A 22,711-nucleotide genomic window follows, 5' to 3' on the forward strand; every position below is an offset into this window, starting at 1 on the left:
AACCACACTATACATGATGGTACTTCCTCTAACATCTCACGGTGTATTTGAGAACATCCAATTCACACACTCATTTTTATTTTGATTTTCAGCCATTAATATAGCCGATTAATTGGTAGGTTCTGTTTTTGACACCAGAAATTTTTTGATAATCACTGTTTTTATAATTTTAAATATAAGCTTCTCTCTTTCTTTACTAAGTGTTTTTTTACAAAAAAACTTCACATGTAGTATGTAAGGAGATTATCTCATAAGTTATTTACAAATAGTAGGTGGGGACTATTTGACGCTTACTGAAAAATATAAAAAAAGATACACCCTTTTTCCTTTACTAATATCGGTATAACAAAATAATAGCAAATGACACGGAGGTTGGAAAAAGAGTGTATATCAAGTTAGGGAAAGGCAGCATGCTTAAAGCACTACTTACCTTAAGTGTGGTATTCACAACTTATTATAAAGGACAGAGATAGGAAAGAAAAATCTAATATTTATTGTTTTTCCTTGCTATTTCCTCTAATTACTACAAATTTCTCCTTTTTTCTTGCATTATCTTAAATGTTATATTTGGAAATTAAAATTCATTATACTTTCTAAAAGAGCTTTTATATTTAATAGCTAGTATGTAACCCCATTTGCAAAAAAATCCCCCAACTTTTTATACAGAATTGGGGGATTTTTATTTGTGTATCATGAAAAGTTAATTAACAACCAGTTCGCTTTCCACTAGCTTTTTCATGTAGTCTAATAGCTCGTTCTTTAGCTCTTCATGTTGCAATGCCATTTCAACAGTTGTTTGAATAAATCCAAGTTTTTCTCCAACGTCATAACGCTTTCCTTCGAAGTCATATGCAAATACACGTTGAATCTCATTTAAGCGTTGAATCGCATCTGTTAATTGGATTTCTCCACCCGCTCCTGTTTGTTGGTCTTCTAGGAACATAAAGATCTCTGGTGTTAACACATAGCGTCCCATAATTGCTAAATTAGATGGTGCTGTTCCTTTAGCAGGTTTTTCAACAAACTTACTCACTTGATAACTACGACCTTTTTGCTCTAACGGATCAATAATGCCATAACGATGTGTTTCATTCTCTGCAATAGTTTGAACACCGATGACTGATGAGTGTGTTTGCTCATATTCATTCATTAATTGACGTAAGCATGGTGTATCCGCTTGAACAATATCATCACCAAGTAGTACTGCAAATGGCTCATTCCCAATGAATTTACGAGCACACCATACTGCATGTCCTAAACCTTTCGGCTCTTTTTGACGAATATAGTGAATATTAATCTTTGAAGATTCCTGTACCTTTTCAAGAATTTCATGTTTCCCTTTTGATAGTAAATTTTGTTCTAACTCAAAAGAGTGGTCGAAATGATCTTCAATTGCACGTTTTCCTTTTCCCGTTACAATAATGATATCTTCAATTCCAGACTCGATTGCCTCTTCCACAATATATTGAATTGTTGGTTTATCAACAATCGGTAACATTTCTTTTGGCATTGCTTTCGTTGCTGGTAGGAAGCGAGTTCCTAATCCTGCAGCTGGAATAATGGCTTTTTTTACTTTTTTCAATGGTAATCCTCCTAATAATATAAAACTTTTATGCTTGTTTGATTCTACAAATAAAAATACAATTATTATACTACTGTCTTATTTTAACATATCGATAGCAACTATCTGCTCAATTGTTGAACCGTTAGAAATGAACTGGAAATCAACCTTATTAGATCGATATATTAATAAAGGACTCTTTTCATCCGTCAATTGAGCATTACCTAATTGCTCAATTAATTTCGATTTCAATATTGTCGCATTTTTTAAATTCACTTGCTTAACAATTGATTGATTGTTATACAAAATATCAACATCTTTATATTGAGTTAACATTCCTTCTGGTAATTGTTGTTGATCTTGAGGAGTACCTAGTGCACTAACTACATCCTCTTTACTCTTGCCTAAAAAGGCAAGGTATTGTTCTAAATTTTGAGGGGTTCCCTCAAATTGTTTCAATTTATTAATAACGTCCTCATAAGATAAAGCCTGATTAAATGGAATTGAACTTACGATTTCTTCGCTAATCCAACCTTCTACACCATTGTCATAAACAATTTTTAACCAATTGATTCCAGACTGTTCATCTTTTTTCTGATCCTTCACTACAAAACCTGTTCCAAATGTCATCGTATTAATTACTTGTCCTTCTAAAGCTGGCATACTCCTTACACGTGCCTTTGCAGAATTTATATACCGAACATCTAAATCAGCTAATAGGTTTTTCTCTTTTTTTACAGGTTTTTCTTTACGAGTTTCTTTTTCCACCGACTCTTTCGCTTGTAAAGAATGAAAGATATTATCCTTTTGCCAATACGTTAGTCCACCTATCGTGATAAGTAATATAAAACCAATTAAACTTGTCATATACTTACGATTTAGTCGTTTCTTCTTATGCTGCAACGTTTTTCCACGTAATAAAGAAGCATAGTCCGTAATTTCTTTTGATGCATTTGGTTCACTTTCTGGAACATGATTTACCACTTCCAGTCCTTTTCCTGCTTGCTTTTCCATTGCTTCTTTTTTGAACTTTTGTTGTTCTTCTTTACTCATCGCCTTGTATTCTTTTAAGAAGCTTTCATACTTCGGCATTACTTCTTCAATAGGACCATAATCTCTAATTTCACCGTATTCAAGCCATAGAGCCTTTGTACAGAATTTCTTCACTTGTCCTAAAGAATGGCTAACAAAAAATATTGTTTTTCCTTGATCCTTAAATTCATTCATTCGCTTTAAACATTTATCAGCAAATGTTTGATCACCTACTGATAAAGCTTCGTCAATTACGAGTACATCTGGATTAATACTAACGGAAATTGCAAATCCTAAACGTGCTTTCATCCCACTAGAATATTTTTTCACTGGCATATCAATAAACTTACCAATATCAGCAAAATCAATAATTTCAGGTGTCAATTCTTCAATTTGTTGTTTACTTACTCCCATCATTAAACATTTAAGCTCAATATTTTCTCTACCTGACAATTGATTATTCAATCCAGCTGCGATTGCAATGAGTGCAACTTTCCCTTTTATGTCGATACTCCCAACTGTAGGCGGTGTAATTCCAGCAATCAAATTCGACATCGTTGATTTTCCAGAACCATTTACCCCAACAATACCAATAACATCACCGTTTTGAGCTTTAAATGTTAAGTTTCTTAATGCATAAAAGTCTTCACCAAATCCTCCTGGATATATAATATCCTTTAATTTCTCAGAGTTTTTGCTATGCATTTTATATTTTTTTGTTACATTATGAAACTTTACTGATTCATTCATTTTTACAACCCTCATCATAGATAATCTGCAAAGTGCTTTCTAAATTTCACATGTAGTGTTGCACCAATTAATAACATAAAAAAGACAATCGTCCAAAAGTAAAGTGCATATTTAATATCTTCATGAACCCAACCGGTCCCTAAAAATGCATCTCGATAACCCTCAACGATATAACACAACGGATTCAACTGCATAATCTTTTGAAGAATTGTTGGCAACTTATCTGGTGTCCATAAAATCGGTGTTAAATACAATAACATACGCATTAAAGACTGAACAACCATTTGAACATCACGAACAATCGTAGCCAATGTAGAAGTAATTAAAGAAAACGCAAATATAAACATAATTGTTGCAAACATATAATAAACAAGTTGAATATAATGAATTGAAATTCCTTGACCTGTTATTAAGAAAAGAATTGTTACAATACCAACTAGTATCAAATGTTGATAAAAATTCGACATAATTACATAACTTGGAATAACACTCATTGGAAAGTTCATCTTTGAAATCATATTTAGTCTTGTATAAATTGATTTAGAAGCTTGAAGAATAGATGGGCTGATAAAGAACCAAACTGCTAAACCTGACATGAGCCAGTATACAAATGGTACTTCATCCACTCCTTCTCCTCCTCTTATTCCCATTCCAAACACAAACCAATAAATACTCATTTGAATTAAAGGATTTAAAATTTCCCACACAAGCCCTAAGTAATTATTATTATTCGTACTTTTTACTTGATAAATAGATAAACGCTTAATTAAATAAAGGCTGTTTACCTGTTCTTTTAAGACCATAATCATTGAGTTCATCTTTATTGTGCCTCTCCGAAGAATATTTTCTCTACTACTCGCTTAGAAGCAAATCCATCTTCTAAATAACAATAACTATTATAGAAGTTATTATATTTCCCTACAAATTCACTTAAGTCTAGAGTTTCAAATCTTAATATTTCCTCTAGCACTTCTTCTGTACTCATCACAACCGGTCCAGGGGCTTCCGTTTCTAAATCAAAATAAAAACCTCTTAATTTATCACGATAAGAATCAATATCATACGTATAAAAAATGATTGGTCGTTTCAAATTTGCATAGTCAAAAAAGACTGAAGAGTAGTCTGTAATTAACAAGTCAGATAGCAGATACAACTCATTTATATCGACATGCTTAGAGAAATCATAAGCAAATCCTTTATAAGATTCTAAATCAAACTGTTCTGCCACTAAGTAATGCATGCGTAACAAAATAATATAATCTGAACCCAATTGTTTCTGCAAAAGATTTAAATCGAGTTGTAAATCTAATTTATATCGACCTTTACTATAGAATTGATCATCTCTCCACGTTGGCGCATATAAAATAATCTTTTTATCTGTAGGTAACCTATTTTTTTTCTTTAAAGTATCCATTGTCTTAGAATTATTATTTGCATATAAAAAATCATTGCGAGGATATCCCGCTTCAACAACATCCTTTTGAAATTGAAAAGCTCTTTTAAATATTTCAGTCGAATATGCATTCGGGGAAAGTAAATAATCCCAGTTTTGCGCTTCACGATGAAAGTTATCCTTATACTTTTCTGTTGTTGTACCTGGCATATGAACTTCTTTCATATCTCCCGCCAATTTCTTAAGAGGTGTACCGTGCCAAGTCTGTATATAAGTAGTATGATTAGGTTTTAGAAGCCAAAGTGGCATTCTACTATTTGTTACCCAATACTGTGCACGTGCCAATAAAATAAACCACCGAATCGAAAACCTTTTTACATACGAAATATTTTGTTGATTAAATTGTGCTGTGTAGTTTTTATTTACGCTCCAGACCATTTGAAAGCCACTGTTATTGTGCTCCATATATTCATATATCGCACGAGGATTACAACTATATTGTTTTCCAGAATAACTTTCAAATACAATTAAATTCTTTTTAGGTGGTAAATAGCTAAAAAACAGAAACAATAATTTACATAATATCTTTACAATTCGATGATTCTTTATTTTTTTAATTAGACTCATTTGACTTATACCACTTTCTAACTTAGTCATTTCAAATTAATTTGAAACTTCGCCTTTTCCCGTTCTTCCCATTAATGCGTCTACTTCTTCTTTTGCATTTTTCCCATTAAATAAGACATTGTATATCGCATTTGTGATTGGCATTTCAATATACAGTTTTCCAGCTAAATGATACGCTGCTTCAGCTGTGCGAACACCTTCTACGACCATGCCCATATTTTCTAACACTTCTTCTAAATTATGACCCTTACCAAGTAAGTTTCCAGCTCGCCAATTTCGACTATGAACACTTGTACAAGTTACAATTAAATCACCAACGCCTGTTAAACCTGCAAAAGTAAGCGGATTTGCTCCCATCTCACACCCTAATCGTGTAATTTCAGTTAATCCACGTGAAATTAAAGCTGCTTTCGCATTATCTCCATAACCAAGACCATCTGAAATTCCTGCACCAAGAGCAATAATATTTTTTAATGCTCCACCTAATTCCACACCTAGTACATCTCGATTTGTATAAACTCGGAAATTTGTATTCATAAATAGTTTTTGTGTTTTCTCAGCAGCTTGTAGATGATATGAAGCAGCCGTTACAGTAGTAGGATGACGAAGACTCACCTCTTCTGCATGGCTTGGACCTGAAAGGACAACAATACTTTCTACCAACTCTTTCGGCATCTCTTCCTCAATCATTTCTGAGATACGTTTAAATGATCCTGGTTCAATTCCTTTACTCGCATGGATAATTGTTATTGGTTGTTTTACGACGTTCTTTAGTTGTTGCATCACACTACGAATTGCTTTCGTTGGGACAACTAATAATACCGTATCTATCCCACTCATTGCTTCCTCTAAAGACCCATACCCTTTTATTGTTTCAGGAAGCTGAATTTCAGGTAAATATGTTTCATTCGTATGCTTCTCATTAATTTCATGGATTTGTTCCGCTTTATTTCCCCAAATCCTTACTCCATGTCCGTTATCTGCAAGAACCATAGATAACGCTGTTCCCCAGCTTCCTGCACCAATTACCGTAATTTGTTTCACAATTCTCACCCTCTTATCATCTTAAAGATATTAAAAGTCGTACCCATTCACGTAAGAAGCTAAGTGATATAAACATAGTTCACTTAGCTTCTTTGATACTTAATTTATAATAACGACTAAACAAGCTATAACAGCAGTCTTATTTTAATAAAACGAAAAATACATACTAATCGGTTATTGCTTATTTTCTAGTGCATTAAATACAGCAATCCACTTTTCAATGTAGCCTTCTGCAGAAAAATGATCCAATACCTTTTCACGAGCTTTTTTACCCATTTCAATAGCTTGATCCGGATTATCTAACAAGTATGCCATCTTATTAGCTAACTCTCCAATATTTTTATTCTCAACTAAGATTCCGTCCGCTCCATCATCAATAATATCCTTAGGACCAAATGGAACATCGTAACTAATTACAGGAGTCGATTGGTACATAGATTCTAATATTACTAATCCAAATCCTTCATACCTTGAAGATAGAATAGTAAATAACGACTTCCCATAAATTTCTGCTAAATCAGTAGTATATTTATTTAAGATCACCTGTTTTTCTAATCTAAAATCATGAATTAGTTTTTTAAGTTCACTTTCTAAAGGACCGTTTCCGTATAGTTCGAACCTAGCATCCGGATGATTTTTTACAGCAATTTTGAACGCTTTAATTGCATCATCGATAGCTTTTTGAGAATGATATCTTCCGACCATAGATATCAATTTACTATCTTTATTTCCCTTATAAACTTCCGTGAAGGCAGTTGAATTTGGAATAACATAAGCATTATTAAAATCTCCAAATTGCTTTTTAATTAGCTCACTTTGGTTTTCAGTTAATAAAACTAAAGCATCTAATTTACCATAATTCTCTAATAAGTGTTTATGACTCGGTCTAATTGGAGAACCTTCAACAAATGGAGGATCAAAATGATTTAAGTGGACCGTACTAATTCTTGTAGCAACCTTCGGATCTACTTTCATTAAAGTATGTGTTAAAAAGATTCCATCGTTGATAATAATTGGCTTTGTAATACTCTCCTCACATAGCGATTGAATCCAATGAGCGTGGAACAACAGATTTGGATTTGTCCCTCCAAAGCACATTGCTTCTCCAGTTTCTCTATCAAATACAAAGATTAAATGTGGTTTCCCTGTTTCTTCATGTAATGATACATTTAGATATGGGAATCCATCGACTGTATAATAAATTTCTTGCTTTGCTTTGTTCTCATACGTGAAATATGTTACTTTTTTAACCGTTCTTTCTTTACCATATTCTACACGCTTCAATCTTGTACGATTTTCATTAAAATAATCGATAAAAGATAATTCATCTTGATTATTCCATTTTTTATATTTAACATACTTACCTTCATAATCGAAGTATCTAGCCTCTTTTCGGTTCTCAAACGAGGTTTTTTGAACAATAAATCCTTCTTCATCAAGACCACTCGCAACTTGATAACTAGCATGTTGTTCATCTGTAATATCAGTTCTTGTATTTTTTTTCCTATAATACTCATAAATATTTAGAATACGAACATCTTTTGATAACCTATTAGTTTCATGTAACTCACGCTCAATTTCCTCATATCTTTCTGAGTAATCAATTGTTAATAAATTCACATCGTAACCATTAGCAGCTAGGCCGCTCGCTCTTTCGAACATTACTCTTGTTAACCCGCCTCGATTAACATCAATACTACTATTCATCATATAAATTTTCTTCATAATCGTTGCCCCGTTCCACAGTCTTATGTTAATGCTTAGATTCCTTGTATACGATTTTTAAATTATTCTTAAATTTTTAAAACAATTGGTTAACAATCTTTTCAGATGCACGTCCATCATCAAATTGATTATATTTCTCTTTAAAACGCGTGATTCTCTCTTGATACTTTTCTGAGAACATATCAATATCTTGGATTTCTTTTACGAGTGTCTCTGTGTTTTCGATAAGTGGTCCTGGTGCCTCTTCTTCAAAATCAACATACATACCTCGTAACTTATTTTTATAGTTATCGTAGTCATACGTGTAAAATAGCATCGGTTTATTTAATAATGAGTAATCGAACATAACTGAGGAATAGTCAGTAATCAAAATGTCAGCTATTAAATACATATCTCGAATATCACCATAGTGACTATAATCATACGCAAATCCTTCATACTCACTTAACGAGAATCCTTTTTTCGAAAAATGATGTAGCTTAACAATAAAGATATATTCATCACCAAAATGTTGTTTTAATTGGTTCAAATCTATAGGCATCCTGAATTTTCCTTTTGTTCTCCATGTTGGAACGTAAACAATAACTTTCTTATCTAAAGGTATACCCATTTTTTCTTTGATTTTATTAATACTCTCTTTATTATTATCCCTAAATAATTTATCATTTCTTGGATAACCGACTTTTAAGAAATCATTGTTGAAATCATACGCACTTTTGGCAATCTCAGAAACATAATTACTTGGAACTGATAAATAATCCCAACGATGACATCTTCTTAAAAACTTCTCTTTCTGAACTTCACCAATAACTTCTCCTGGTGCATCTAGGCCTAAAGTTTTTAATGGTGTTCCATGCATCGTCTGAATTTCAGTTACATCTTTACGCTTTTCATAAAAATCAGGGAAGTTAACATTATTTACAAAATGTTTAGCTGTTGCTAAATAATAATAGTACTTCAATGAATTAATTCTAACTGTCTCTGCATTTCCTGGTATATTTGTATGATGATCTCTTAAAAACCAAACTGTTTTGTAATCTTTTTTATGTTCATCAATATATTCATATACTGCCCTTGGATTACATTCGAAATTTTTCCCCCAATAAGATTCAAATACTACAGCCTTCTTTTTCAACGGTAATAATCTCATTAAAGGATATAGTACTTTCTTAATTACTTCTTGCCTTCTTGGTCCCCTTTCAATCCACTTCCATTCAGGTTCCACTTTCAACCTTAAAAGGTTATCCTTCTTTGAACGGTACATTACATACTTATAATCTTGAAAAATTGTTCGAACACTATCCATGTTTTCTTTTTTAAATTCTATTTTGTTCTCTAAATTCTTTTGCCCAGTTGTCTTTAGCTTTAACTGCCAACGACCACTTTCAAACATAGATACATTGTTTTGATATAATGGGAACTCAAAATACAACAGCGTATGTCCCTTATTCGTTTCGGACTTACTCATTTTTACACTTGTTTCTTCATGTCCATTCATTTTTTCAATAATTAAGTTATGTTCAACGTTCCTTCTATCAACACCAAGATAAAAGTTATTCGCAACTTTTATGCTCAGTTCCGCTCTATTATCAACAATTTTTAACGATTCTACTTTTGGAGAGAATTTATCTACTCTAACTAGTAAGTTCCCTGCCGGACTATGATCAATTTCTATTTCATTTACACCAATACTACTAATTTCATTGAATTGAACTGGCATAAGCGTTAAAGGATTTTTATTTTTATTTTCAACAATATGCCCAAACCATTCTCCACGATCTTTTATCTTACTTAACTTAGATACTTCTATACTTGTCTTAAATGCATTCGTATCATCAATTTGTTGCAATGGTATTATAATAGATTTTCCTAATTCATAGTTAACCAATAATAACTTTGAGTTTTTAAATGAGAAAGAAGTATTTCCTTCAAATATTAGATGTTTCTTATTTCTATATATTTTTTTCACTGTCGATTTTGTTTGATTCACTTCTAGGCGAATATCCCATGCAGCATTATACTTTGGATAAACAATATTCTCATCAAAAACTCTGTACTTAGGCTTGGTTTTCAAGCCAGCAACTGGTTGTCCCAATCTAACAGTTCTTTCAATTCCATCATTTTTAATAGAATAAAAAATATAATATTTATCACTTGTTAACTCATAAGATTTTACAATATCAGCAAAATTAATTTTAATTTCAAACCCTGACCAGTTATAGTTAAAAGCTCTTTTTAGAGGGATTTTCGAACTGATAGCGATACCTCTTTTAACTGTAATATCTGTTCTTTTATGGATTGTTATATCTTCTACTGGAATTTTAACTGAACCTTGTTCGTCACTTATGAAAACTTTAATTTCAGCATCAGATTTTTTTTTCACATTTAAATTTTTGATATAAGCATATCCTTTAACTTCTAAACAGTTTCCGTCCCAGCTTACACTCTCTACCTTTTTAATTGCTTCAAATTCTTCTTCTAATACTCTTAATTCCATTGGCAATTTTTCGATATAAGGGTAATCAGCAACGTAAACATTTCCCTTTTTAATTGGTCTAGAATTCTTTAGTTCAGTTTTTTGGAACTCTAACAACTGTAATAATTCCTGTTTTTCATTGTTCTTTACTAGCTGATACTTTAATCGATCAATAACTTTTAACTTTTTGAACACAGACATATCTACATTTTCCAAATACTCGGATACACTTTTAAGATATGTGTTTATATATTCATCATCGGCTTTATCAAGTTGATTAAGATATACTAACAAATCGATACTAAGATATTTATAATCTTTTTCTTCTTTTACTAATCCATCAATATTATTTTCACTAAAATGTTGATCTACCATTCCTAAAGCTTTCAAACGATCCGTTAAATTATTGATATCGGTCCTTTGCTGTGTGATCGATTGATCCCCTGCATCACGTGCTCTCCACTTATACACAATACTCGTCAACACATCTACACTTTTTGCTTTAAAGTGAGCTGGAATCGTTACTGGAATATCTTCATATAGCATCGCTTCTGGAAATTGGAATTTATGTTCTTCCCAGAAGCTCACCTTATAAATTTTATTCCATGCTGTTGTATCATAAAGTAATTCTGGCGATTCTGTGATATGTGTCTTTAATTTATTTTCACTAAATACTTTTTTGTGCAAGACAGATGGGAACTCTTTTGTAGAGTTAAACCTCACAACATTACCTATAATAAAGTCCGAGTCTGTTTGTAAAATTGTGTTCATCATCATCTTATAAGAACCGTTAGGAATAATATCGTCTGAATCAACAAATGTCACATAATCTCCCGTAACAAATTCGTATCCAAAGTTTCTCGCTTGGCCTAATCCACCATTAGGCTTTTTATACGCATGAAAGTCTGTGTACTTATCAGCATACTGAAACATAATATCAGAGCTATTATCTTGAGAACCATCATCAACCATAATTACTTCATAATTGTCATACTCTTGCTCTAATAATGAATCTAAACACTCTTCTAAATATCCCTCTACATTGTAGATAGGCACTACTATACTTAATTTAGGTAAATCCATTAAATTATCTCCCTCTATAAACATTAATATATTTAAACTTTATAAAACTGGATAACCCCCTGAAAGTTCACTATATTAACATTCAGAGATTTCCTATATTTTACGACTTAAATAAATAGTTAACCAATTTCTCACTCGAATTTCCTTGAGAATACTTATTCCACTTCAATTTAAACTCTGTTAAAACTTCTGTATCAAATGAGCCTTTTGTAATAACATCGATTAACTCATTTGTATTGTACACAACCGGTCCTGGAACATTCCTTTTGTAATCTCCAATAATCCCTCTTTTTTTTGCATACTTCTTCAAATCATATGGGAAGAATACCATTGGTTTATTCAAAAGACAAAATTCAAAAGGAACCGACGAATAATCTGTTATTAAAATATCCGTCACTAAAAATAAATCATTTATATTAGGATACAAAGAATAATCATATACAAAACCCTTATATTTATCTTGATGATTTAATTTATTTCTTACCGCTGGATGGAGCTTAATTAAAACGATGTACTCATCTTTTAAAGCTTTATACATCGTATCAATATCCAAATGCAAGTCAAAATCGACTAACTCTTTATCTCTAAATGTTGGAGCATATAAGATAACTTTTTTACCCTTCAAAGATGGATTTATTAATAAAATGTTCTCTTTATTCTCTTGCTTACGCTGTTCATAAAAAAACAAATCTGTTCTCGGAATACCTGTTTTTAATATCCTGTCATCCGATAAAACAAAGGCATCCTTATAAATATTAGCAAGTGCATCCGATCCGACAACAATTTTATGGAAGTTTTTATAAACATCGAAAAATCGTTTTTGGGCCCGTAGACTCCTTTTGTTAAAAGAAGGTGCCAATAATCCAAATTTTTTTATAGCACCTGCTGCGTGCCAAATTTGAATACATTGCACCCCTTTTTTAAAATTAACTTTCGCTAACGATCCGAAATAGTTATCTATAACAACATACTTGGAAGTAGACAAATGGTAGACCGACTTGATTGTATGAAAAATATTCTTCGTTTCAAATTTATAAGATTTTACATCCGAGTAGCTATCCACTTCATATTTACATGTAGGCTTATATAAGAAAACTACGTTGTAATCAATTTTTTGACGTTTCATTTCATCATAAATGAAAATCAAGTTTTCTCCATAAGACATAATAAAAGTCACTTTCCTTTTAACAGGGAAAATTTTCATAATATTATGTAGAATTGCAAATAAGATGAGGTATACCTCTACAATAATTTCTCTAATCATCTAATATTTATCTAGCAACTAGTACTAGTTCCTTTTTTATTTTCGTAGTGGAGATTCCAGCTGTACGTGGTAAATATACAACTTCGCAATGTTCCGCTAAAAAGTCAAACTCACCTTCCCAATCATCACCCATAACAAATAAGTCGACATCATAATTCACAACATCTTTTGATTTTTGCTCCCAATCATGTTCAGGAATTACTTCATCTACATAACGGATTGCTTCTAAAATCATTTTACGATTCTCGTAGCTATGATACGATTTTTTACTCTTTAATTTATTAAACTCATCTGAAGAAACAGCAACGATTAAATAATCCCCTAAATCTTTCGCTCTCTTCAATAAATTAATGTGTCCCCAGTGTAATAAATCAAAAGTACCGTATGTAATTACCTTTTTCATAGTTTCAAGTTCCCCCTAAAAAGTATTTTTTATTTTTTTTATAATTCACTTAATAGTAGCTTAAAAGAGATTCCCCTCTTACCCTTAAAACATCTATTCCATCCTTGTAAAGCGAAAATAGCTTTACATAAAATTAACATCAAGTTCACACGAAATTCACAAAAAAAATTATATCATATTTTTCATTTACAAACTATGACAATTAGCCAACATTTCTTGTCATATCCAAACAATGTGATGATTTTTTTGTCGAATATTAGCGTTTATGCGTTTTTACTTATAAAAAAGGTGCCAAGGAAATATTTCCTTGGCACTTTTTTCTTATTATTGACTTTACATTACTTCAACAAACGCTTCGGTAATTTATCGATATTCTCTAACATAATACCTGTACCAACAGCAACACATTGCATTGGGTTTTCAGCGATTAATACTGGTACCTTTAATTCTTCTGCTAGAAGCATGTCGATACCGTGTAATAAAGCTCCACCGCCTGTTAGAATAACACCGCGATCGATAATGTCCGCAGATAGTTCTGGTGGTGTACGCTCTAGTACGCCTTTTGCAGCTTGTACAATAATAGCTGCGTCTTCTTTTAGTGCTTCTGTAATTTCTTCAGAGCATACTGTAATTGTACGTGGTAAACCTGTTACCATGTCACGTCCGCGAATTTCAAGCTCTTCACTGCGTGCACCTGGGAATACTGTACCAATTTTAATTTTAATATTTTCTGAAGTACGTTCTCCAATTAATAGCTTATACTTACGTTTAACGTAGTTTAAGATTTCCATATCAAACTTATCGCCAGCCATTTTGATAGAGGAAGAGGTAACAATATCACCCATAGAAAGTACGGCAATATCTGTTGTACCTCCACCAATATCAACAACCATGTTTCCGCTTGGCTGGAAAATTTCCATACCAGCACCAACTGCGGCTACTTTTGGTTCTTCTTCTAAAAATACTGTTTTACCACCTGAACGTTCAGCAGCCTCACGAATTGCTTTTTGCTCTACAGATGTGATATTTGTTGGACAGCAAATTAAAATGCGAGGTTTTGAAAAGAAGCTCTTCACGTCCAATTTGTTAATGAAATACTTTAACATTGCTTCTGTAATTTCGAAATCTGCTATTACACCATCTTTAAGTGGGCGAATTGCCACAATATTACCAGGTGTACGTCCCACCATACTTCTTGCTTCTTCACCTACTGCTAATACTTTTCCACTATTACGATCAATTGCCACAACAGATGGCTCATTTAATACAATACCCTTACCTTTAACATGAATTAATACGTTAGCCGTACCTAGGTCAATTCCGATATCTCGCGCAAACATTCCCGTCATTTCCTCCTCGATATTCAAAATCAGGTTACACCCGAATTCTTTTACACCTAATTTCTGATTTTATCATAAATTTAACAGAAACGTAATATTCGCAAAAAGAATTCTTCTGAAAATTATTACCGAATTCGCAAGGAATGTTTGCTATTTTAGATTTATTGGCGCACAGGGTTTTCTGTATCTTCTTTTCGATACTTCTGCTTTGTTGCTTCTCCTCCTCTTAAATGACGAATAGACTTATGATAATCAAGAATTTCCTTCACTTCATTTGCGAGCTCTGGATTAATTTCTGGCAAACGTTCTGTTAAGTCTTTATGGACTGTACTCTTTGATACCCCAAACTCCTTTGCGATTACACGCACTGTCTTTCTTGTCTCCACGATATACTTGCCAATCTTGATAGTTCTCTCTTTGATGTAATCGTGCACACCACTCGCCTCCCTAAATTGGATGTGAGAAGTGTGAAATGAGACTCGCTGCATACGACTATGAAGTAAATGTGAGTGCTGTTTGTAAGCGTTAAACATTCTTGGATTTATAATGAAATGATTCACGATTTCTCACCTCAAACACTCTCTTTGCATTGGTTTATACCATTGTATTGCCCGCACTACTGATATATGCTACATGTTCACTATTTTTGCGGACTAAGTTAAGAAAAATTACGTTTTTTTGTGAGAAATACGTTAACAATGACAATTATGGCGAAAAAAAGTGACACCTCTTTATAAAAGGTGTCACTCTTCTCTTTCATACTCTTCTTCTAACAACTGATGGTGGGGGACTTCTTTCTTACCGGCAATATAATAATATAAAGCGAATAAAACAAACAATAAAATGATAGCAATCGACAGAACAGATAAAAATGACACAGTATCCCCTCCCTTTTGTAATATATATTCGAGAATCTCGTCATTTTTCCTTGTTATTGCAACTTTTTTCTCGAAATTGATTATTTTTATATGAAAATAAAAAAATCAGCTCTCCTAATGAGAACTGATTTTTTTACTTTATTATTCTTGTGAAGAAGAACCGTTAGATGATTCTGTAGAACCATTCGTTGATTTTTCTTCTTTTTGAGATTTCTCATCTTGTTTACCGTTCGTCTCTTTATCACTAGTCGAGCCGCTTGTTGATTTCTCTTCTTTTTGAGATTTCTCACCTTGTTTGCCGTTCGTCTCTTTATCACTAGTCGAGCCGCTTGTCGATTTCTCTTCTTTTTGAGACTTATCTTCTGTTTTACTTTCTGGTTTCGTGCTTGTTGACTTTTCTTCTTTTTGAGATTTGTCATCAGCTTTTTTACCAGAAGCATTTGTCGCCTTTGCAGCACCTGCATCAGCTTTAATTTCTGCTACTGATTTATTTAAGTAATGCTCAGGGTTCACAGCCATATTGTCTTTACGTACTTCAAAGTGAACGTAAGAACCAGCTTCTTTATTCATTGCATTTAGACCTGATTTTCCTAACACTTCACCTTGCGTGATTCTTGCACCTTTTTCTACTTTCACACTGCCTAAGCTTTGATAAGATGCTGCTACACCATTTCCGCTATCTACCGTTACAACATAACCAAGAAGTGAATCTTTTTCAGCTTTCGTTACTGTACCACTTAAAGCAGCTGTAACATCAAATTCTTTTCCGTTTTTCGCAGCAATGTCAATTCCTTTATTCGGGGAATATGTGTTGTTATAAAAGACAAGTGCTTTTTCTTGTTCCGCCTCTGATGCTGCATCTTCATAGAATTTCTTCTGTACTACTACTTCTGCATTTACTGCAGCTGGCATTTTCACTACTTCTGAAGATTTTGTTACCGGTACTGCTGGATCTTCCGTTTGTGTATACGGTGTTGCTTGATCTTGGTTCGGAGCTTTCTTTGGATTAGCTCCCTGGAACCATAGCGCAACCATTAAGATTACCGCCGCACAAGCAATGTATAGTGCCGGAAACACCCATCTTTTTTGAAATAAATGTACTACCTTTTGTGACTTTTTACTATTTCTTCCTCGCATTCCATCATCACCTCAGCAATCATTTTGAACAATATTCACTCATCCTATACAACCTATAACTAATTACTTTTCGACAAAATCTGTAAAAATATGTATAAGAATTGCAGAATTTCCGAGGAAATGATGAAAAAAGAAAAAACTGAGCGTTTGAGCTCAGTTTTTAGTCCATTTGTTTCTTTTTATATACGATCCAACATGCAATAAGCGAAAGAATGAACCAAACTGTAATGTTCAACACATGACCACCCATACTACTAAAACTAGCTCCATCTACTAAACTGCTCATCGCTTTTGTAATATGAGATGTTGGAAGATATTCAATCATCGTCTTAATTGTTTTATTTTCGACAAATGGCTCAAATTGTACAGCTAAATACATCGTCATTAAAATAGGCATTCCGATTAATGATGTTTGCGGTACAGAAGATGCAAGTAATCCAATCATTGTTCCAATCGCGATAAATAAAATAATTCCACATAAGAATATCAATCCTACCAATGGAAGATTTATATTTAATTGATCTAAAATGAATAAATTCGCAACGCAAATGACCATCGTCAGGCCCGCTGTTAATAAACTCTTTCCAAGAAGAACTTCAACAGAAGATGCTGGGGATAACATTAACACACGTAGTGTATGTTTTTCTTTTTCTTCTGCAATTACCATAGATTGAACAAAACCTGCGACAAACAGGAGGGACATTATAGTAGTAGTACCCAACACTTGCTTGCCCACTCCAAATTTGCTATATATAACCGAAAATATAAGTGGTAAAGATGCCATTAACAACACTTGTGAATTTGTCTTAAAATCTTGTACTTCTTTCCTAAAAATAGCTGATACACGTCTCATTGAAAATGTCATTATAATCCCCTCCCAGTAACTTCAATAAAGATATCGCCTAACGTTGGCTCGTGTGAATGAATAGATAGTAATTCGCCTTTTTTCATCCATTCTGAAATGCGTTTTGCCCCTAATTCATCTTTTTTCACAATTTCTTTCTTCTTATCTGTTAACACAACTTGTATTTGATCTTTCGCGTATTGCAAGCGAAGGTTTTCTGGTGTATCAAGAGCTACTATTTCTCCTCCACATAGAAAGGCAATGCGGTTACAAAGCGTTTCTGCTTCGTCCATGTTGTGCGTTGTTAAGAAAATCGTTGTTCCTTCTTTATTTAAGTCTTTTAAGATTTTATGAATGTTTTGTACGTTTACTGGATCAAGTGCAGATGTTGGTTCATCTAAGAAGAGGATATCTGGTTTATGAAGAATTGCTCTCGCTAGTATGACGCGCTGCTTCATTCCTTTTGATAACTTTTTCACTTGTGTTTTTTTATCATCCAATAAGTTCACTTGTGCTAGCACTTCATCAATTCGTTCTTTTTTGCAATCGTATAAGTCACAAAATAATAGTAAGTTATCATAAATGCTAAGTCTTTCATATAAGCCGCTATTGTCTGTTAAAATACCGATTCGTTTGTAATCAATGCTACTTGGTCCTTTAATGTCTTTACCTAATACTCTTACAGTTCCAACGCTATGAAGCAATTGAGAAGTTAATATTTTCACTGTTGTCGTTTTCCCAGATCCACTCGGTCCGAGGAATCCGAAAATTTCTCCTTGCTTCACCTCAATATTTACATTTCGAAGGGCTGTTTTTCCATCGAAACTTTTCATTACATCTTTCATTTCAATTGCCAATGTCATTTCGTCATCCCCTTTGTTTTTCTTTTTATAGATGAAAGTCGCTTTAGCTCTTTTCGTTTGTTTGTTTCGGTTTTCTTGACTCAATCATATGAAAAACAAAGGGGTTACGCAGTAAAATACCGGTAAAAGGAGTATTTTTACCGGTGAATGAATCCTATTTTGAGCTTATTGAAGCTTTTTTCATAGCCCAATTACACCTTTTAATTCATCCATTCGTCCTTTCGAAAGCGGAATGGAGCTTTTCCGTTCATCATCCAAAATTAAACTAAAACTATTTCGTGTCCAAGTAATAACTTCTCGTACTCTTTGTAAATTAACGAGGTACGAGCGATGACATCTGAAGAATCCGAATCCTGTTAATCTCGCTTCTAATTCACTTAATGTTAATGCGCATACGAAATCGCCTTCCCGAACATGAATATGTGTCACTCCATTTTGCGTTTCAATGAAATGAATCTCCATCGGATCAAGTAAAATGATTTTATCATTCACTTTCGCTGGAATTCTTTCTAACTTCATTTGCGGAATCATTTGAACTACTTTTTCTCGATCGATCTCTTCAGCTTCTTCTTGCTCAATTTCCACCTTTTTCACACCGTCTTGGTTTAATATATATACATCTTCTGTTAGCGAGAGCGCATCTGATAAGAAGGAGGACGTAATAAAGATCGCCTTTCCTTGCTCTTTCATTTTCATAATTGCTTTTCGAATAATGATTGTACTTTCTGTATCTACATTTTGCTCTGGCTCTTCCAAAATAACTAAATCCGGATTATGAATCATAACTCGCCCAATATGAAGGCGCCGTTTCTCTGAAAATGACAATTTTTCTATTTTAACGTTTAACTTATCTAGGAGACCGACATATTGTACTACTTCTTCTATACTCATATTTGATTCATAAAGCCCTAATAAAAACTTGAAGTACTCTTTCACCTTCAAACGGTCGTATGCTTCATCTTTCAAAAAACAAAAACCGATGCGTGAATATACTTTTTTTCCAATCGGCTCCCCTTCAAATAACACACTGCCCGAAGAAGCCTCTTCTTCTCCGATAATAATGCGGTGCAACACTTTAGCTGTATGATTATTGCATTGCAAAACAACACATTGTCCTTTTTCAACCTCCAGTTCAACTGCCGGTAACTGGTTCGTCTTCCCTAACTGTTTCAACTCCAGTAACGCCATTCTGTCTCCCCCAAATGTTTTTTATCTTATTATACCAAACAATTAATGGAAAATTATGATATTTTATACAACGTCACTTAAAATACGTCAACAAAGAAGGCCATCCATGTTAAAGGATAGCCTTCTTCTCTATTTCTGCTCCACCATATAAGTTTTCAACTGATCACGAAGTGCTCTTTTTAAGAATTTCCCTACAGATGTTTTCGGAATTTCATTTACGAATAAAATATCATCTGACATAAAGAGTACCTTCCATTTTTTTCTACAAATAATGACAAAAGGGTTGTCGCCTTGCTGAACAATACCATAGCAACTGAAATTATATTAACGATTTTTCGAATATATCTATCATAACTTACAATATATCAACGATTTTTTAAATATATCTATCGTTACTCACAATATATCAACGATTCGACGAGGAATATCGATTTACCGACAAAGTTTTACAATAGTAGCAACCTATATAATAAAGGTGTATGTGCACCATCATCTCTATTTTTTCACCATCAATTTCCCTTCATAATCGTTCATCGTTTTAATTTCGATTCCTTTATAATAATGAGCGACGATATCTGTATATTTCTTACCTTCTTGTGCCATACCATTCGCACCATACTGGCTCATACCAACGCCGTGACCGAAACCTTTCGTCTTAACGATGATGTTATCTCCTTCTTGTTTCCACGTAAAGTCTGAGGAGCGTAAATCTAACTTTTCACGAACTTGCTTTCCCGTTAATGTTTTCCCTTGAAACGCTACATCCTTTACTCGCTTTCCTTCCGTGAGGTCTTTAATATTACCAACCTTTCCGTCCGCTAGTACTTTCACACCGAGGCGTTTTTGAAAATCAGCTACTGTGAATGTTTGTTCACTCGTAAATTTTGGAGAGGCTTGATCCCACGGACTATCTACACTCTTTAAGTACGGATAATCATTTCCCCAATAATCAGCTGCATTTTCTGTTCGTCCGTTACTCGTTGAGAAGAAGGATGCTGAAATGGGTTTTCCATCATACGTTAAAACTTGTCCTGCGGTTTTCGAAACGGCTTCCTCAATTTTCTTTAAATTATTTTCGTAGTTATTACCCCATTGTTTCTTCAATTCCTCTTTGCTTTTGTACACTTGATCTTTCACCGTATCTGTCACGTCCGCATTGTTTTTCTTACCACCGCTTAGCATGCGCTGCACTACAAATGTTCTTGCTGCTAATGCCTGCGCCTTTAGCGCCTCTATTTCAAAGCTGGCATTCATCTCAGAAGCTACTACACCGGCCACATACTCCTCCATAGGTAATGTTTCTACCTTCTTCTGCTGATCACGATATACAGCAACTTGAACCGCTGTATCCACTTTCCCTGGAGCTGGTATACTTTCTATCGCTGGAGGAGTTTTAGAAGCTGCTTCTTCCCCTACTTTTGCTTTCGCAAACGGAATAACAAGAGCAGCAGGTACAATGATAACGAGCGCTATTAGGAGCGCTACTGTAATGAAAAGTGGCTTTGAAAATTTCATCCTATTCCCCCAATATAAAGTTGGATTCCTTTCATTCTTATGGAACTACGGGATTTTTTAGAACATACTTGGGGGTATCGATATAAAGTGAAACTTTAATGAGGTGGAGTTTTGAGGTGGGAGTCCTACTGAACGCAAATAGCGGGGGAAATAGGAAATTTTCTAAATATTTTTACTGAGACGTGCATAAGTATAGAATTTATTGACTATAACAGTAATAACCCAAAAAAAAATAGCCTCTACGTCAAAAGACATAGAGACTATTTTAATTAAGCGTGAAGATCAGAAACTTCTTGTTCTTTCACTTCTTCTACTTTTTCGTTTACACGTTCAATAGTTGCACCTAATGCAGCTAATTTCTTATGGAAATCTACATAACCACGGTCAAGATGTTTTAACTCTGTTACACGAGTATAACCTTCTGATACTAAACCAGCTAAGATTAATGCTGCTGCAGCACGTAAATCAGTTGCGCCTACTTCAGCACCTTGTAAGCTACTTGGACCGTTCATAATTACAGAACGACCTTCGATTTTAATATCAGCATTCATACGACGGAATTCTTCAACGTGCATAAAGCGGTTTTCGAATACCGTTTCTGTAATCATACTTGTTCCATCAGCATGTAGTAATAATGCCATCATTTGTGATTGCATGTCTGTTGGGAAACCTGGATGAGGCATAGTTTTAATATCAACCGCTTTTAACTTATCTGGGCCGATAACACGTACACCTTCATTTTCCTCAATAATTTTAACACCCATTTCTTCCATTTTCGCTGTAATTGAGCGTAAATGTTCAGGCACAGCATTTTCAATTAAGATGTCTCCACCTGTAATTGCCGCTGCAACCATGAATGTTCCTGCTTCAATACGGTCAGGAATAATAGGGTGGTTTGCACCATATAATTTCTCAACGCCTTCAATACGAATCGTTCCAGTTCCAGCACCGCGTACTTTCGCTCCCATTGCATTTAAGAAGTTAGCTAAGTCAACGATTTCTGGCTCTTTCGCTGCGTTTTCAAGGACTGTTGTCCCTTTTGCTAATGTAGCTGCAGACATAATGTTTTCTGTTGCGCCTACGCTTGGGAAGTCTAAATAAATTTTAGCTCCTTTTAGTTCTCCCTCTACGTGTGCTTCAACAAATCCATTACCAACTTTTACTTTCGCTCCCATTGCTTCGAAGCCTTTTAAATGTTGGTCAATTGGACGTGAACCAATTGCACATCCACCAGGAAGTGCAATACGAGCACGACCGTTACGTGCTAATAATGGTCCCATTACTTGAACAGATGCACGCATCTTACGTACATACTCAAATGGTGCTTCAATGTTTAATTCTTTAGAAGAATCGATTGTTACTTGGTTATTTTCAAATACGACTTCAGCATTTAAATGACGTAATACCTCGTTAATTGTGTATACATCAGATAATACTGGTACTTCAGATAGTACATTCTTTCCGTCACTCGCTAATAGGGCTGCAGCGATTATAGGTAATACAGCATTTTTTGCGCCCTCAACACGCACTGTGCCGCTTAACCGCTTTCCGCCACGGACGATGATCTTTTCCAAATTATTCCCCTCCG

At 33.9% G+C, this 22,711-nt stretch carries 18 protein-coding genes; all 18 read right to left on the reverse strand.

Features of this window, described 5'->3' with window-relative positions; all coding sequences use genetic code 11:
- Window positions 1-700: 700 nt before the first annotated feature.
- The 18 genes from galU to murA all read right to left on the reverse strand — a co-directional run bounded on the left by galU (window position 701) and on the right by murA (window position 22,697).
- Window positions 701-1,582 carry a UTP--glucose-1-phosphate uridylyltransferase GalU gene (galU, locus tag NSQ47_RS19535; RefSeq protein ID WP_341037787.1) on the reverse strand — a complete coding sequence of 294 codons (882 nt, stop codon included), beginning with the start codon at window positions 1,580-1,582 and terminating at the stop codon, window positions 701-703.
- Window positions 1,583-1,660: 78 nt separating this feature from the next.
- Window positions 1,661-3,343, reverse strand: coding sequence for a teichoic acids export ABC transporter ATP-binding subunit TagH (gene tagH, locus NSQ47_RS19540; protein WP_341037788.1), 1,683 nt, complete (start codon window positions 3,341-3,343; stop codon window positions 1,661-1,663).
- Between the two features lie 14 nt (window positions 3,344-3,357).
- Window positions 3,358-4,161, reverse strand: a complete 804-nt coding sequence (locus NSQ47_RS19545; RefSeq protein WP_341037789.1) for an ABC transporter permease — start codon at window positions 4,159-4,161, stop codon at window positions 3,358-3,360.
- Window positions 4,162-4,163: 2 nt separating this feature from the next.
- On the reverse strand, window positions 4,164-5,363 hold the full coding sequence (locus tag NSQ47_RS19550) for a CDP-glycerol glycerophosphotransferase family protein (RefSeq protein WP_341037790.1): 1,200 nt from the start codon (window positions 5,361-5,363) through the stop codon (window positions 4,164-4,166).
- Between the two features lie 36 nt (window positions 5,364-5,399).
- Window positions 5,400-6,407, reverse strand: a complete 1,008-nt coding sequence (locus NSQ47_RS19555; protein ID WP_341037791.1) for an NAD(P)H-dependent glycerol-3-phosphate dehydrogenase — start codon at window positions 6,405-6,407, stop codon at window positions 5,400-5,402.
- A gap of 174 nt (window positions 6,408-6,581) precedes the next feature.
- Window positions 6,582-8,132: a glycosyltransferase gene (locus NSQ47_RS19560; RefSeq protein ID WP_341037792.1), complete on the reverse strand. Its 1,551-nt coding sequence runs from the start codon at window positions 8,130-8,132 to the stop codon at window positions 6,582-6,584.
- Window positions 8,133-8,208: 76 nt separating this feature from the next.
- Complete coding sequence (locus NSQ47_RS19565) at window positions 8,209-11,691, reverse strand: CDP-glycerol glycerophosphotransferase family protein (RefSeq protein ID WP_341037794.1); 3,483 nt, start codon at window positions 11,689-11,691, stop codon at window positions 8,209-8,211.
- A gap of 100 nt (window positions 11,692-11,791) precedes the next feature.
- Entirely contained in the window at window positions 11,792-12,955 is a 1,164-nt protein-coding gene (locus tag NSQ47_RS19570) for a CDP-glycerol glycerophosphotransferase family protein (RefSeq protein WP_341037795.1), read from the reverse strand.
- A 7-nt stretch (window positions 12,956-12,962) separates the two neighbouring features.
- Window positions 12,963-13,358, reverse strand: a complete 396-nt coding sequence (gene tagD, locus NSQ47_RS19575) for a glycerol-3-phosphate cytidylyltransferase (RefSeq protein ID WP_070129217.1) — start codon at window positions 13,356-13,358, stop codon at window positions 12,963-12,965.
- Between the two features lie 338 nt (window positions 13,359-13,696).
- On the reverse strand, window positions 13,697-14,698 hold the full coding sequence (locus NSQ47_RS19580; protein ID WP_070129218.1) for a rod shape-determining protein: 1,002 nt from the start codon (window positions 14,696-14,698) through the stop codon (window positions 13,697-13,699).
- Window positions 14,699-14,859: 161 nt separating this feature from the next.
- A complete protein-coding gene (gene spoIIID, locus NSQ47_RS19585) occupies window positions 14,860-15,132 on the reverse strand; it encodes a sporulation transcriptional regulator SpoIIID (protein WP_002089714.1) in 273 nt (90 codons plus the stop codon).
- 309 nt (window positions 15,133-15,441) lie between these two features.
- Window positions 15,442-15,576, reverse strand: coding sequence for a hypothetical protein (locus NSQ47_RS19590; RefSeq protein ID WP_002016211.1), 135 nt, complete (start codon window positions 15,574-15,576; stop codon window positions 15,442-15,444).
- A 141-nt stretch (window positions 15,577-15,717) separates the two neighbouring features.
- Window positions 15,718-16,713, reverse strand: coding sequence for a peptidoglycan DD-metalloendopeptidase family protein (locus NSQ47_RS19595; RefSeq protein ID WP_341037798.1), 996 nt, complete (start codon window positions 16,711-16,713; stop codon window positions 15,718-15,720).
- Window positions 16,714-16,873: 160 nt separating this feature from the next.
- Complete coding sequence (locus NSQ47_RS19600) at window positions 16,874-17,578, reverse strand: ABC transporter permease (RefSeq protein WP_002159797.1); 705 nt, start codon at window positions 17,576-17,578, stop codon at window positions 16,874-16,876.
- Window positions 17,578-18,420 carry an ABC transporter ATP-binding protein gene (locus tag NSQ47_RS19605; RefSeq protein ID WP_002159796.1) on the reverse strand — a complete coding sequence of 281 codons (843 nt, stop codon included), beginning with the start codon at window positions 18,418-18,420 and terminating at the stop codon, window positions 17,578-17,580. Before NSQ47_RS19605 ends, NSQ47_RS19600 begins: the two co-directional genes overlap by 1 nt.
- Window positions 18,421-18,600: 180 nt before the next feature.
- Entirely contained in the window at window positions 18,601-19,608 is a 1,008-nt protein-coding gene (locus NSQ47_RS19610; RefSeq protein ID WP_341037799.1) for a LytTR family transcriptional regulator DNA-binding domain-containing protein, read from the reverse strand.
- 495 nt (window positions 19,609-20,103) lie between these two features.
- On the reverse strand, window positions 20,104-21,123 hold the full coding sequence (gene spoIID / locus NSQ47_RS19615; protein ID WP_341037801.1) for a stage II sporulation protein D: 1,020 nt from the start codon (window positions 21,121-21,123) through the stop codon (window positions 20,104-20,106).
- Between the two features lie 269 nt (window positions 21,124-21,392).
- On the reverse strand, window positions 21,393-22,697 hold the full coding sequence (gene murA, locus NSQ47_RS19620) for a UDP-N-acetylglucosamine 1-carboxyvinyltransferase (protein ID WP_002068497.1): 1,305 nt from the start codon (window positions 22,695-22,697) through the stop codon (window positions 21,393-21,395).
- Window positions 22,698-22,711: the final 14 nt, after the last annotated feature.

The organism is Bacillus sp. FSL R10-2780 (genome assembly GCF_038006125.1).
Lineage (GTDB): Bacteria > Bacillota > Bacilli > Bacillales > Bacillaceae_G > Bacillus_A > Bacillus_A cereus_U.